The sequence below is a fragment of the Amycolatopsis sp. NPDC051045 genome (assembly GCF_040682955.1).
Lineage (GTDB): Bacteria > Actinomycetota > Actinomycetes > Mycobacteriales > Pseudonocardiaceae > Amycolatopsis.
On the sequence record NZ_JBFBCC010000004.1, the window covers coordinates 291815 to 305632 of the forward strand.

A 13818-nucleotide genomic window follows, 5' to 3' on the forward strand; every position below is an offset into this window, starting at 1 on the left:
CCTCGACGATGGCCCTGATGTTCCTGGCGCGACTTCCGATGACCATGAGCGGCGTGCTGCTGACGCTGTACATCGTCACCGGGCTCGGCCGCGGCTACGGCGCCGCCGGGCTGGCCGGCGGTGGCGTCACCCTCGGGATGGCGCTCGGCGCGCCGCTGCTGGGCCGCTGCTTCGACCGGTACGGGCTGCGCCCGATCGTCGCGGTCTGCGGGATCGGCACGACGGCGTTCTGGGTCGCCGCGCCGCACCTGCCGTTCGAGGCGCTCGCCGTGGTCGCGGTCCCGGCCGGGATGCTTTCGGTGCCGGCGGGCTCGCTGGCCCGGCAGGTCCTGGCCACGCTCGTGCCGCCCGAGGAGCGCCGCGCGGCCTACTCGCTCGACACCATCTCGATCGAAGCGACGTTCATGATCGGCCCGGCGGCCGGCATCGCGGCCATCACGGCGTTCTCACCGACGTGGACGCTCACCGCGCTCGGCGCGCTGTTCGGCGTCACGGCGTTCCTGATCTGGCTGGTCGACCCGCCGATCCGCGAGACGGTCACCGAAGCGGCCGAGCGCGGCGCCCGGCCGCCGCTGCGGAGCTGGCTCACCGGGCAGCTCGTGGCGACGCTGCTGATCGCGGGCGGCACGTTGTTCGTGCTCGTGGGCACCGAGCTGGCAACGCTGGCGGTCCTGCGCGCGAACGGCGAGCTCGGCATGACGGGGGTGGTCATCGCGGTGATGTGCGCGGCGTCGATCCTCGGCGGCATCGTGCACGGCGCGGTGAAGCGCTCGCTGCCGCAGGGCGTGCTGATGCTGCTGCTCGCGCTGCTGGTGGTACCGGTCGGCCTGGCGGACCGGCCGTGGTGGCTGCTGATGCTGGTCCTGATCCCGACCAACCTGCTGTGCGCGCCGACGCTGGCGGCGACGACCGAGACGGTCAGCCGGATCGCCCCGCCGCAGGTCCGCGGCGAGGCGATGGGCCTGCAGGACGCCTTCACCCGGCTCGGCCTGGCCGTGGGCGGGCCGGTGGTCGGCTTCGCGATCGACCATTCGAGCCCGGAGTGGGGCTTCGCCGCGGCCGGGCTCGGCGGCCTGGTGATCGCCGCGGCCGGCTTGCTCCACCGCCGGACCCCGGCACCCGCCCCGGAACCGGCGATGGCGGCGGCCACTCGCGAGTGATCAGGCGCCGCCCTGCGGCCCCACCGCCGGCAAGGTGGCCCGGGTCTTAGCCGCAGGCGGCGCGGAGGGCGTCGAGCTTCCGGACGTTGCGCTGCACCCACTGGGCCACGACGCCGGCGTCCTCGATGCGTTCCTTCTGCACCTCGACGTAGGAGTCGGCCATGCCGAGCAACGCGTTCTTGACGTCCTGGTCCTGGACGTTCCCCGCGAGCTCGCGCAGCCGTTTCTCCTTGTCCTCGGCGCGCGCCTTGAGCTTGGCCGGGTCGACCAGCGGGTTCAGGTCGGCGAGCCCGAGCGCCTCGGTGCACGCCGCGACCTTGTCCGCCGTCCTGTTCCCCTGGTCGACCGCGGTGCCGACCTCGGCGCACCCGCTCAGCAGCAGTGCAGCCCCGACCAGCAACGCGGCCGTCGTTCCACCCCTCGTCATGGCGTCAACGTACCGTCAGCCCTTGACGCAGACCACCTGCTTGAGGTGCGCCACCACCTCGACCAGGTCCGTCTGCGCGCGGATCACCGATTCGATGTCCTTGTACGCCGCCGGGATCTCGTCGACCACGCCGGAGTCCTTGCGGCACTCGACACCGGCCGTCTGCGCCGCGAGGTCGTCGGCGGTGAACAGCTTCTTCGCCTTGTTCCGCGACATCCGCCGGCCCGCGCCGTGCGAAGCCGACTGGAACGACGAGTCGTTGCCCAGCCCGCGGACGATGTACGAACCGGTCCCCATGCTGCCCGGGATGATCCCGAGGTCACCCGATCCGGCACGGATCGCGCCCTTGCGGGTGACGAGCAGCTCGACGCCGTCGTAGGTCTCCTCGGCGACGTAGTTGTGGTGGCAGGAGATGGCGTCGTCGAAGGTCGTGCCGGGGACGACGTCCTTGAGCGCCTGCTTCACCAGCGCGACCATCGTGGCGCGGTTGCGCGCCGCGTAGTCCTGCGCCCAGAACAGGTCGCGCCGGTAGGCCTGCATCTCCGGCGTGCCGGCGACGAACACCGCGAGGTCGGGGTCGGGCAGGTCGGCGTTGTGCGGCAGCTTGCGCGCGACGGCCATGTGCCGCTCCGCCAGTTCCTTGCCGATGTTGCGCGAACCCGAGTGCAGCATCAGCCAGACCCGGCCCTCGTCGGCGCCGCCCTGCTCGAGGCAGACCTCGATGAAGTGGTTGCCGCCCCCGAGGCTGCCGATCTGCCGCGCGGCCCGGTCGTGCAGCTCCTGGACGCCGGTGTGCAGCTCGCCGAACTGCTTCCAGAACGCGTCCCAGCCGCCGACGCCGTGCACCTTCGCCGGGTTCACGGGCGTCTTGTGCAGCCCGAAGCCGACGGGCACGGCGCTCTCGATGCGCCGGCGCAGCTTGCCGAGGTCGTCGGGCAGGTCCTTCGCGGTGAGCGACGTCCGGACGGCACTCATCCCGCACCCGATGTCGACGCCGACGGCGGCGGGCGAGACGGCGTCCCGCATGGCGATGACGCTGCCGACGGTGGCGCCCTTGCCGTAGTGGACGTCGGGCATCACGGCGACGCCGTGCACCCACGGCAGGTTCGCGACGTTGTGCAGCTGCCGCATGGCCTGGTCTTCGACGGAAGCGGGGTCCGCCCACATCCGGATCGGGACGCGGGCGCCGTCGACGGCGGTGTACATGGTTTCCTCCCCTGACTTGCTTGTGGGACACAGGTTCCCCCGAACGTCGCCAAAACGCCAACGCAGTTTCTTCGTGAGCAAAAAGAAATCCGGCGGCGGCCGGCGTTCGGGCAGAATGAGCCGACCGTCCGGGGAGGACGGTTCGGGGAGGAATCGATCCATCGTGAAAACTTCGTGGCGGGCGCTCGTCGCGGTCGCTCTGCTGGCCGGGTTCCCGGGCCTGGTGTTCCTGGTCGTCGGCGGCCTGGCCGTGACCGAGTACTACTTCTTCCAGCACTCCGGGCTGCTGGCGATCAAGCTGGGCATCGTCGCGGTGCCGGTGTCGTTCGCCCTGCTCAAGGCCTTGTTCTCGATCGAGCGGACCCGTGGCGGCGATCTGCCCGGGGTGCCGGTGACCCCGGACGGCCAGCCGGGGCTGTGGGCGCTCGTGCGCGAGCTCGCCGACGCCGTCGGCACCCGGCCACCGGACGCGATCACCCTGGTCAGCGACGTCAACGCGGGGGTCCGCGAGCGCACCGGGTGGCTCGGGCTGCGGGTGCGCCGGCGCGAGATGTTCATCGGGGCGCAACTGCTCGCGGGCCTGCGCCACGACCAGCTGCGTGCCCTGCTGGGGCACGAGCTGGCCCACTACACCAACCGCGACACCCGGCTCGCCGGGTTGACCTACCGCGGCCACCGGTCCGTCGAGAAAGCGCTGGCCGGGCTCGGTGGTGACGGCTGGTTCGAGGGCTTGGTCCGGAAGCTGTTCGTGCTGTACGCGAAGCTCTACTTCTCGGTCTCCGCGGCGGTTTGCCGCCGCCAGGAACTCGCTGCCGACGCCGCGTCGGCGCGGCTGGCCGGCACCGCGGCCGCCACCAGCGCGCTGCGCGAGGTCGAAGCCCTCGACGTCGCCTGGAAGTACTACGTGGACCACTACCTGCTGATCGGCTGGCACGCGGGCTACCTCCCCGATCGGCCGGCCGGGGGGTTCCGCTCGCTGCTCGCCGACGCCGAGCGCGCCGAGCAGATCGACGAGATCCGGCGGAACCTGCCCGAGGAGGAGGCCTCCCGCTACGACACGCACCCGCCGACGCCGGAGCGGATCGCGGCGCTGGAAGCCCTGCCGGAGGTGCCGGGCCGGGCGGACGGCGACCGCCCGGCGAGCGACGTCCTGCGGGACGCCGACGCCACGCTGGACGCGGCCCTGTTCGCCGACCTCGCCGACGAGGCGGCGGCCAAGCGGCGCACGGACTGGGACAGCCTGGTGGACCTCGGCTTCCGGCACGCCGCGACCAAGGTCGCGACGGCGTTCCTGGCCGGGCGCACGCTCGAGGACGCGCTCGCGCTCATCGACGCGGGGCACGCGAGCGAGTTCGCCGACCCGGAGTGCCGTCCCCCGGCGTCCGCCGGGCCGCGGGCTCGGCGCGAGTTCGTCGTCGCTTCCGTTCGCGAGAACCTGTCCACCATGGTCGCCGCCGCGCTGGCGGAAGCCGGGGTGGCGCACTGGAAACTGTCTTGGTCGGGTCCGGCCGAACTGGTCGTGGACGAGCCGCACGGCCGCGAGCTGACCGCGGCCCTCGACGCCGCCGCGGCGGCCGACCCCGACACTGCCCCGCTACGCCGCCTGCTGGCCACCGCCGGCGCGCTTCCCGTCCCGTCCTGAGGAGAACCCTTGCTTTCCCTGTTCAACTCCAAGCGCCGCAAAGCTGCCGTCGCGTTGGTCAAGGCCGCGCGGGCCAGCGGAATGAGCGTCGAGGACTACGCGAAGACGCTTTCCCCGGCTGAACTCGCGAAGTACGTGCCCCAAGACGAAAAGCCGAAGGTCGAGATGCCGGACGTCGCGTTGTGGGGGCTCCCGCCGGACAAAGACGTGACGGCGGCAAAGTTCATCGCCGACGCCCGTCTCGCCGAAGCCGTCGCGGCCTACCGCGCCGGCGACTGGCAGCCGGGTGCCGCGCTGCTGGCGGACCTCGGCACCGACTGGGACCGCCGGACCCACGCCGTGCAGCAGCTCGGCGACGCCGCCGCGGACGACGACGGCCCGCTGAACGCGTGGCGGGCGTCCGGCACCGCGGACGCGGCCGTCGTCCACGCACAGGGCCTGGTCGCGCTGGCCTGGCAGATCCGCAGCTCGTACACCCCCGAACACGTCACCCGCGAGCAGTGGGCCGGGTTCTTCCGGGTGCTCGAGGACGCCGAAGCCGCGGCCCGCACCGCCGCCGAAGCCGCGCCCGAAGACCCCACCCCGTGGTGCACGATGCTCGTCGTCGCCCGCGGGCGCCAGTACGAGAACGACGACTTCCGCGCGGTCTGGGCGGAGCTCGTGGCCCGCGACCCGCTCCACCGGCAGGGTTACGAGCAGGCGCTGCAGTACTGGTGCGCCAAGTGGTTCGGCTCCCACGAGCAGATGTTCGCGTTCGCCGACGAAGCCGCGGCCAAGGCGCCGAAGCTCGCGGGCCTCACCGTCGTCGCCGCGCACGAAGCGGAAGACAAGGGGGTCGAGGCGTGGCAGAGCGACCGGACCAGGCGTGCACTGGACGTCGTCGTGCCCTGGCTGGCCGGTGACGGCCGGGACCACCCGGCAAACCTCCGTGACCGCGCGTACGCGGCCAAGGCGCTGGTGGTGAACGGCCGCTGCGACGAAGCCGTCGAGCAGTTCAAGGCGCTCGGCGTGCACGCGGACGCGCTCGTCTGGGCCTACGGCGGCCGCCCGGAACACGAGTTCAAGAAGACGCGCTACCTGGCCTGCTACGGCGCGACCCGGCCGTGAACCGCGCGAAGGCTCCTCACCGCGTTCGGTGAGGAGCCTTCGCAGCGGACGTCAGAGCTGTTGCGCCACCAGCTCCGCGATCTGCACGGCGTTGAGCGCCGCGCCCTTGCGCAGGTTGTCGTTCGAGATGAACAACGCCAGCCCGCGCCCGCCCTCGACGCCCTGGTCGACGCGGATGCGGCCGACGTAGCTCGGGTCGTTGCCCGCCGCCTGCAGCGGGGTCGGGACCTCCGACAGCTCGACGCCCGGCGCGTGCGTCAGCAGTTCCGTCGCGCGCTCGACCGTCAGCGGCCGCTCGAACTCCGCGTTCACCGAGATCGAGTGCCCCGAGAACACCGGCACGCGCACGCAGGTGCACGAGACGCCGAGCCCCGGGATGCTCAGGATCTTGCGGCTCTCGTTGCGGAACTTCTTCTCCTCGTCCGTCTCCAGCTCGCCGTCGTCCACAATGGACCCGGCCATCGGCAGGACGTTGAACGCGATCGGGCGGACGTACTTCTGCGGCTTCGGGAACTCGATCGCGGCGCCGTCGTGGGTCAGCAGCGCGGCGTGTTCGGCCGCCGCCTTCACCTGGCCGGCGAGCTCGTCGACGCCGGCCAGCCCGCTGCCGGACACCGCCTGGTACGTCGACGCGACCAGCCGGACCAGCCCGGCCTCGTCGTGCAGCGGCTTGAGCACCGGCATCGCGGCCATGGTGGTGCAGTTGGGGTTCGCGATGATCCCCTTGCGCGCTTCCTTGATGGCTTCCGGGTTGACCTCGCTGACGACCAGTGGCACGTCCGGGTCCATCCGGAACGCCGAGGAGTTGTCGATCACCGTCACGCCCGCCGCGGCGAACCGCGGAGCCTGCGCCTTCGACGTCGACCCGCCCGCGGAGAACAGCGCGATGTCCAAACCGGACGGATCGGCCGTCGCCGCGTCCTCGATGGTGATTTCGGTGTCCCGCCAGGGAAGCTTCGACCCCGCCGAGCGAGCCGACGCGAAGTAGCGCAGCTCGGCGATCGGGAACTCCCGCTCCGCCAGCAGCTTGCGCATCACCCCGCCGACCTGGCCGGTCGCGCCGACCACCCCGATCCGCAGCCCGTCCGCCATCAGCGACCACTCCCCGCGTAGACGACGGCTTCTTCGTCGCCGCCGAGTTCGAACGCCTCGTGGATCGCGCGCACGGCGTCGTCGAGCTGCGCGTCCCGGATCAGCACCGAGATGCGGATCTCCGAGGTGTTGATGATTTCGATGTTGACGCCGGCCTGGGCCAGCGCTTCGCAGAACGTCGCCGTGACGCCCGGGTGCGACCGCATGCCCGCGCCGACCAGCGAGACCTTGCCGACGTGGTCGTCGTAGAGGACCGACTCGAAGCCGATCTCCGCCTTGACCTTCTCCAGCTCCTTGACCGCCTTGGCGCCGTTGGCCTTCGACAGCGTGAACGTGATGTCGGTGCGGCCGGACACGGTGCTCGACACGTTCTGCAGCACCATGTCGATGTCGATCTCGGCGTCGGCGATCACGCGGAAGATCCGGGCCGCGGCACCGGTGTGGTCCGGTACCCCGGTGACCGTGATCTTGGCTTCGGAGCGGTCGTGCGCCACACCGGTGATCAGGGCTTGTTCCACGGGGATCTCCTCGATAGAACCGGTCACCGTCGTGCCCGGCTTGTCACTGTAGGAAGAACGGACTCGGATGGGGACGCCGTAGCGGCGCGCGTACTCGACCGAACGCAGGTGCAGGATCTTCGACCCGCTCGCGGCGAGCTCGAGCATCTCTTCGTACGTGACCGTGTCGAGCTTGCGCGCGTCCGGCACCACCCGCGGGTCCGCCGTGTACACACCGTCCACATCGGAGTAGATCTCGCAGACGTCGGCGTTCAGCGCGGCGGCCAGCGCGACAGCGGTGGTGTCCGAACCGCCGCGGCCCAGCGTGGTGATGTCCTTGGTGTCCTGCGCGACGCCCTGGAAGCCCGCCACCAGCGCGATGTAGCCCTGTTCGAGTGCCTCGGTGACCCGGCTCGGCGTGACGTCGATGATGCGCGCGTTGCCGTGCACCGACGTCGTGACCACGCCGGCCTGCGAACCGGTGAACGACCACGCCTCGGCGCCCTGGGCCGCGATCGCCATCGCGACCAGCGAGTTCGAGATGCGCTCACCGGCGGTGAGCAGCATGTCCATTTCCCGCTCCGGCGGCGCCGGGTTGACCTGCTGCGCCAGGTCGAGCAGCTCGTCGGTGGTGTCACCCATCGCCGAGCAGACGACGACGACGTCGTTGCCCGCCTTCTTCGTCGCGACGATCCGCTCCGCGACGCGCTTGATCCGGTCGGCACTTTCCAGCGACGATCCGCCGTACTTCTGGACCACGAGGGCCACGCCCGAACCTCCTCGCGGGCCGGGCGGCTCCCTGGCGGGCACCGGAGAGCCCCCGCGTCCCATGATTTGAAGAGGAGCCTACCGGGGCTTCGGCGGCCCGCCACCCTCTTGACGTGGGGCGGGTGCCGGATACGGGCGGTGCGGAAGTAAATCTTCCGTAACACCAACGAAATGCGCGGAGCCCTTCCTCCCGAGTGATGCACAGCACTCGCGGGTACCCTTGTCGATCGTGCGAAAGCCAGCTGTGACGAGCGTCCCGATCGCCTCTTTGATGACCGAGCGCTGGAGCCCACGAGCGTTCGACGAGTCGGCTCGCGTGACCACGGACCAGGTGAAAGCCCTCCTGGAAGCGGCCCGCTGGGCGCCGTCGTTCGGCAACACCCAGCCGGCCCGCTACCTGGTGGGGCTGCGCGGCACCCCGTCGTTCGACGCGATCCTGGCGACGCTCAATTCGGGCAACCGGGCCTGGGCGCACCGGGCGAGCCTGCTGCTGATCGGCGTGATGGTGACGACGAACTCGAAGGGTTCGGTGCCGTACGCCGAGTACGGGCTGGGGCTGGCTTCGGAGAACCTCGTGCTGCAGGCGGTGGAGCTGGGGTTGATCGCGCACCAGATGGCCGGCTTCTCGCCGGACGCCGTGCGCGCCGCGTTCACCCTTCCGGAGGACGCGGTCCCGAAGGTGGCGATCGCGGTGGGGTCGCCCGCTTCGCCGGAGGTGCTCGAGGAGGAGCGGCGGATCGAGCGGGAGAGAGCGGAACGGGTGCGGGTGCCGCTGGCGGAGTTCGCGTTCACCGGCTCGTGGGGCACGCCGGCGGTCTAGCGCGGCAAGACCACGGCTCGATCACGTATGCGGTCCCAGGCGGCGACGGGCACAGCGGTCAAGACGTCGTCAACGGCGGCGAATCCGCCGACGGCGGTCCTGATCTCGACGACCGCTTCGGCCGTGGCCGCATCGAGCTCGCAAACCGAGCCGATGACGGCTGCCGGCGCGTTGTTGAGGTCGACCAGTCCGCCGTCGTCGTAGTTCCGCTCCAGGTCGGGGCGCCCGACCCGGAGGTCACGCGCGATGAGCGGGTCACTGATGGCGAGCTTCCGCGCCTCGGCTCGCCGCTCGCGCGCGGCCAAGGCGGCGGCGAGTGCCGCGTCGGGCCCGGCGAGCCGTTCGCCCGGAACCAGCCCGAGGATCTCCCGGCGCAGCTTGACCTGCTGGACACAGGCGACTGCGACCACGGCGAAGCCCAGGATCGTGGCGACCGAGGTCACGACGTCTCCGGCCGTGCCGATGGTCTTGCCCGCGGCGTCCTTCGGAGCCAGTGAAAGCAGCACACCCATGACCGCAGCGGCGGCACCGAAGGCCGCCGCGCGGGCGTAGAGCGACTTCCGGCCGAGCCGGACAGCAGCGTGCACGAACGGCACCCACGCGAAGAGCCCGATCGTCGCGATGGTGATGACGAAGTACCAGCGGCTCCCGAGGCGGGCAACCGCGCTCGGCGTCGTCGCGACAGGCTGTGAAACGGACATGATCAGCACCCCTTCCGGTGTGCTGATGTCGCCCAGTGGCGACAGTGCGTTACGAGCCCGCGACGATCGTGATTACTGCGAAATCAGGAGGTGCCGCCCACCCGGCGGATCACCTTCGCGAGGATGCCGGACACCACGAGCCAGAAGAGCGCCGCGATGCCGTAGTTCACCAGCACCCGCAGCTTCTCGTCACTCGGCGTGAACAGGTCGCGGAAGCCCAGCGCCAAGCTGTCCGCCCAGGACTTCACGAACGAGACGATCCCGTTGTCCGGGTTGGCCGAGCCCACCGTGAAGATCACGTGGATCACCAGTAAAGCGGCAAAAACCAGCCCGATCCAGCGGACGATCGACGCCACCACCGAAGCGACCTTGCCCCCGGTCTGGCGCCAGTCGACGGCGGCGCGACGGGAAACCCGGGTCTCCTCCGACGACGACTCAGCGTGTTCAGCCATGCCCGCAGTTTCGCACGGAGATACGCCGATTGCTACCCGCAAGTAACTGACATGAGTCGATCGAGCGGCGCGCAGCGCCTCCGTTGAGGGGGGCGGTGGGGGCATGGGAGGAACAGTTGCGTCGCGGCCCGGCTTCCCCCCGCCCGCGTTCCCTGGTTATGGTGGGGTCGTGGCGCGTGCTCTCCTGCTTCGCTGCCGCGACGGGGCCTGACCGGACCGGCTCCCCGTCGCGGGGCTTCGTGGTGCCGGTCGCACCCGTCGAGCTGGAGAGACCTCTTTTCGCATGAGCAAGATCCGCAAACCCTCTCGCACCGCGCCCGCTGACCAGCCCGTTTGGAACACCCAGCGCGGCACGTCCATGCCGGTCCACCGCTACCGGCCCTGGTACGACCTCGTCGAGAACATCGACCTGCCCGAACGCACCTGGCCCGAAAAGCGCATCGACCGCGCGCCGCTGTGGTGCGCCGTCGACCTGCGGGACGGCAACCAGGCCCTGATCGATCCCATGTCGCCCGCGCGCAAGCGGAAGTTCTTCGACCTGCTCGTCCGCATGGGTTACAAGGAGATCGAGGTCGGCTTCCCGGCCGCGTCGCAGACGGACTTCGACTTCGTCCGCGAGATCATCGAAGACCACGCCATCCCGGACGACGTCAGCATCCAGGTGCTGACCCAGTGCCGCCACGAGCTGATCGAGCGGACGTTCCAGGCCCTCGAAGGCGCGCCCCGCGCGATCGTCCACATCTACAACTCGACGTCGATCCTGCAGCGCCGCGTAGTCTTCCGCGAGGAGCGCGAAGGCATCAAGAAGATCGCGACGCAGGCCGCGGAACTGGTCGTCGAGCTGGCCGCGAAGCAGCCCGACACCGACTTCCGGTTCCAGTATTCGCCGGAGTCCTACACCGGCACCGAGCTGTCCTACGCGCTCGAGGTCTGCAACGCCGTCACCGAAATCTGGCAGCCGACGCCGGAGAAGCCGGTCATCCTGAACCTGCCGGCGACCGTCGAGATGGCCACCCCGAACGTGTACGCCGACTCGATCGAGTGGATGAGCCGCAACCTGGCCCGCCGCGACTCGGTGATCCTGTCGCTGCACCCGCACAACGACCGCGGCACCGGCATCGCCGCCGCCGAGCTGGGCTACCAGGCCGGTGCCGACCGGATCGAAGGCTGCCTGTTCGGCAACGGCGAGCGCACCGGCAACGTCGACCTGGTCGCGCTGGGCATGAACCTCTACAGCCAGGGCATCGACCCGCAGATCGACTTCTCCGACATGGACGAGATCAAGCGGACCGTCGAGTACTGCAACCAGCTGCCGGTACCCGAGCGCTCGCCGTGGGGCGGCGACCTGGTGTTCACCGCCTTCTCCGGCAGCCACCAGGACGCGATCAACAAGGGTCTCGACGCGCTGAAGGACGCCGCCAGCAAGGCGGGCGTCCCCATCGACGAGTACCCGTGGGAGGTCCCGTACCTGCCGATCGACCCGAAGGACGTCGGCCGCACGTACGAGGCCGTGATCCGGGTGAACTCGCAGTCCGGCAAGGGCGGCGTCGCCTACATCATGAAGGCCGAGCACCAGCTCGACCTGCCGCGGCGGCTGCAGATCGAGTTCTCGAAGGTCATCCAGCGCTACACCGACACCGAGGGCGGCGAGGTCGACCCGACGACGATGTACAACGCCTTCGCGGCCGAGTACCTGGACCTGAAGACTCCGCTGGAGCTGGTCCGCCAGCACGTGCGCGACAACGGCGACGGCGAGTACGACATCACCGCGACCGTGCGCGTGGAGGGTGACGAGCACGAGGTCACCGGCCGCGGCAACGGCCCGATCGCGGCCTTCTTCGACGCGCTGTCGACGGTGGGCTTCGACCTGCGGCTGCTGGACTACAGCGAGCACACGCTCTCGCCGGGCGACGACGCGCGCGCCGCGTCGTACATCGAGTGCGCGATCTCCGACCGGGTGTTCTGGGGCATCGGGATCGACCCATCGATCGTCACGGCGTCGCTGCGTGCGGTCGTCTCGGCGGTGAACCGCGCCAACCGGTGAAAGCGGAGCGGCTGGTCGCGCTGCTGTTCACGCTGCAACGGCGGCGCAGCGCGACCGCCGCCGAGCTGGCCGAGGAGCTGGGCGTCTCCGAGCGCACCATGCACCGCGACCTGGCGGCGCTGCGCGACGCGGGCGTTCCCCTGTGGACCGAGCAGGGCCGGCACGGCGGTTTCCGGCTGGTCGACGGCTGGCGCGCCGGGCTCGACGGCCTCACCGCGCGTGAGGCCGTCGCGCTCTTCGCGCTCGGGGTGCCGGACGCGCTCGCCGGGCTGGGCCTCGACACCGCGGGCAGCGCGGCGCGGGCGAAGGTGTCCGCGGGGATGCCCGCGGAGCTGCGGGACCACGCGGCGCTGGTGGCCGGGCGCTTCCACCTGGACGCGCCCGGCTGGTTCGGCGGCGCCGACGAGCCGCCGGCGCTGACCACGGTGGTCCAGGCGGTGTGGGCCCAGCGCCGGCTTTCGGTGACCTACCGGCGCCGCGACAAGGTGGCGTCGCGGGAGCTGGAACCGCTGGGGCTCGTGCTGAAAGCGGGCGTCTGGTACCTGGTGGCGCGGGTCCCGGAAGATGACGCGCTGCGCACCTACCGGGTTTCGCGGATCTTGAGCGCCACAGCGCAGGACGCGGGGTTCGACCGGCCGCCGGACTTCGACCTGCCGCAGTGGTGGCGGGCGTCGTCGGCGGCGTTCGAGCAGGTCGCGCGGCCCCTGCGGGTCAAGGCGCGGCTGAACCGGACGGCGGTCCGCGAGCTGCGCCGGGTGTTCGGGGGCGAGCACCTGGCGGACACGGTGGTGGCGTTGGGTTCGCCCGACGCCGAAGGCTGGGCCGAGGCCGAGCTCGCCCTGGAAGACGGGGAGATCGGCCTCGGCCAGCTGGTGGCGCTCAGCCCGGGGGTCGAGGTCCTCGAGCCGGTGGAGCTGCGGGCGGCGCTCGCCGCGATCGGTGCGGAGCTGGCCGCCCGCAACGGTCAGCGGTAGCCGGTCGTGTCCGCGGGCTTCCCCGCGTCCGCCACCTCGGCCATGTACCGCCACGCGTCCGGACGGCTGCCGTCGACGTCGTCCACTTCGTACTCCTGCGCCAGCTGCCCGCTGCTCACCGTCTGCCCGGTCCACCGCCCCCGGTCCGGGTCCGCGGCCAGGGCCACCACCGTCCGCCCGCAGAACGTCGGCGTCTCGGAAATCGCGAAGTGCGGCACGCGCGAGCAAGCGTCGCGCCAGTTGTCCTCCGTCACCCCGTAGATGTCCAGCATCATCTCCGAACGCAGGTACCCCGGGGTGAAGGCCACGGCCGTACAAGAATGCGAAGCCAGCTCGGCCGCCTCGCCGATGGCGAGCAGGTGCGCCGACGCCTTCGCCAGGTAGAACGGCAGCGAAGTGCCTTCGCGGTACTTCGCGTTGTACTCGGCCGTGCCGTCGGTCAGCTCGACGACCAGGCCACCCGGGCGCCCGATCAGCAGCGGGAGCAGGAAGTGGCTGGTGATCAGGTGCGCGTCGATGCCGAGCCGGATCATCCGCAGGCCGGCGTCGAGGTCGTGCTCCCAGACCGGCTTGCCCCAGCCGAGGTGCTTGTCGCCGCCCCAGAGGCCGTCGATCAGGATGTCGAGCCGGCCCTGTTCGGCTTCGACCCGCTTGGCCAGCGCCGCGACCTCATCGGGCACGAGGTGGTCGACGCGGATCGCCGTGGCCCGGCCGCCCGCCCGCTCGATCAGCTCGGCGGTCTCCTCGATGGTCTCCGGCCGGTCCACTTCGGACCGTCCGGCGCGCGTGGTCCGGCCGGTCACGTACACGAAGGCGCCCGCGCGGCCCAGTTCGACGGCGATCGCCCGGCTCGCGCCGCGCGTGCCGCCCGCCACCAGGGCGACTTTTCCGGAAAGTGTGCTCATGCGCCCAGCGTCACGGCAAACCA

13 protein-coding genes are annotated in these 13818 nt (G+C 71.0%); 6 read left to right on the forward strand and 7 right to left on the reverse strand.

What is annotated here, in order from left to right:
- Positions 1 to 17 precede the first annotated feature (17 nt).
- Entirely contained in the window at positions 18 to 1160 is a 1143-nt protein-coding gene (locus AB0M80_RS12495) for an MFS transporter (RefSeq protein ID WP_364563647.1), read from the forward strand.
- 46 nt (positions 1161 to 1206) lie between these two features.
- On the opposite strand, the gene AB0M80_RS12500 is transcribed toward AB0M80_RS12495, so the two are convergent.
- Entirely contained in the window at positions 1207 to 1587 is a 381-nt protein-coding gene (locus tag AB0M80_RS12500) for a hypothetical protein (protein WP_364562771.1), read from the reverse strand.
- Positions 1588 to 1602: 15 nt separating this feature from the next.
- Positions 1603 to 2793 carry an RtcB family protein gene (locus AB0M80_RS12505; protein WP_364562774.1) on the reverse strand — a complete coding sequence of 397 codons (1191 nt, stop codon included), beginning with the start codon at positions 2791 to 2793 and terminating at the stop codon, positions 1603 to 1605.
- Positions 2794 to 2956: 163 nt separating this feature from the next.
- Here AB0M80_RS12505 and AB0M80_RS12510 point away from each other — a divergent pair, with 163 nt between their 5' ends.
- The gene (locus tag AB0M80_RS12510) at positions 2957 to 4435 is read left to right on the forward strand and encodes a M48 family metallopeptidase (RefSeq protein WP_364562777.1); all 1479 of its coding nucleotides are present in this window, start codon (positions 2957 to 2959) and stop codon (positions 4433 to 4435) included.
- Positions 4436 to 4444: 9 nt separating this feature from the next.
- Positions 4445 to 5542, forward strand: coding sequence for a DUF4034 domain-containing protein (locus AB0M80_RS12515; protein ID WP_364562780.1), 1098 nt, complete (start codon positions 4445 to 4447; stop codon positions 5540 to 5542).
- Positions 5543 to 5593: 51 nt separating this feature from the next.
- Here the strand turns inward: AB0M80_RS12515 and AB0M80_RS12520 are convergent, their stop codons facing one another.
- Together AB0M80_RS12520 and AB0M80_RS12525 are read right to left on the reverse strand one after the other, a co-directional pair.
- Positions 5594 to 6634, reverse strand: coding sequence for an aspartate-semialdehyde dehydrogenase (locus AB0M80_RS12520; protein WP_364562783.1), 1041 nt, complete (start codon positions 6632 to 6634; stop codon positions 5594 to 5596).
- On the reverse strand, positions 6634 to 7899 hold the full coding sequence (locus tag AB0M80_RS12525; protein WP_364562786.1) for an aspartate kinase: 1266 nt from the start codon (positions 7897 to 7899) through the stop codon (positions 6634 to 6636). Before AB0M80_RS12525 ends, AB0M80_RS12520 begins: the two co-directional genes overlap by 1 nt.
- Positions 7900 to 8128: 229 nt before the next feature.
- Between AB0M80_RS12525 and AB0M80_RS12530 the strand changes: the two genes are divergently transcribed.
- Positions 8129 to 8719, forward strand: coding sequence for a nitroreductase family protein (locus AB0M80_RS12530; RefSeq protein ID WP_364562789.1), 591 nt, complete (start codon positions 8129 to 8131; stop codon positions 8717 to 8719).
- Here the strand turns inward: AB0M80_RS12530 and AB0M80_RS12535 are convergent.
- Both AB0M80_RS12535 and AB0M80_RS12540 read right to left on the reverse strand, forming a co-directional pair.
- Positions 8716 to 9420, reverse strand: coding sequence for a hypothetical protein (locus AB0M80_RS12535; RefSeq protein WP_364562791.1), 705 nt, complete (start codon positions 9418 to 9420; stop codon positions 8716 to 8718). The genes AB0M80_RS12530 and AB0M80_RS12535 overlap by 4 nt on opposite strands.
- 83 nt (positions 9421 to 9503) lie before the next feature.
- A complete protein-coding gene (locus AB0M80_RS12540) occupies positions 9504 to 9872 on the reverse strand; it encodes a hypothetical protein (protein WP_364562793.1) in 369 nt (122 codons plus the stop codon).
- A 283-nt stretch (positions 9873 to 10155) separates the two neighbouring features.
- On the opposite strand from AB0M80_RS12540, the gene leuA reads away from it, so the two are divergent.
- Entirely contained in the window at positions 10156 to 11916 is a 1761-nt protein-coding gene (gene leuA, locus AB0M80_RS12545) for a 2-isopropylmalate synthase (RefSeq protein ID WP_364562795.1), read from the forward strand.
- A complete protein-coding gene (locus tag AB0M80_RS12550) occupies positions 11913 to 12890 on the forward strand; it encodes a YafY family protein (RefSeq protein WP_364562797.1) in 978 nt (325 codons plus the stop codon). The genes leuA and AB0M80_RS12550 overlap by 4 nt, the downstream gene beginning before the upstream one ends.
- On the opposite strand, the gene AB0M80_RS12555 is transcribed toward AB0M80_RS12550, so the two are convergent.
- Entirely contained in the window at positions 12881 to 13795 is a 915-nt protein-coding gene (locus tag AB0M80_RS12555; RefSeq protein WP_364562800.1) for an SDR family oxidoreductase, read from the reverse strand. The genes AB0M80_RS12550 and AB0M80_RS12555 overlap by 10 nt on opposite strands.
- Positions 13796 to 13818 lie beyond the last annotated feature (23 nt).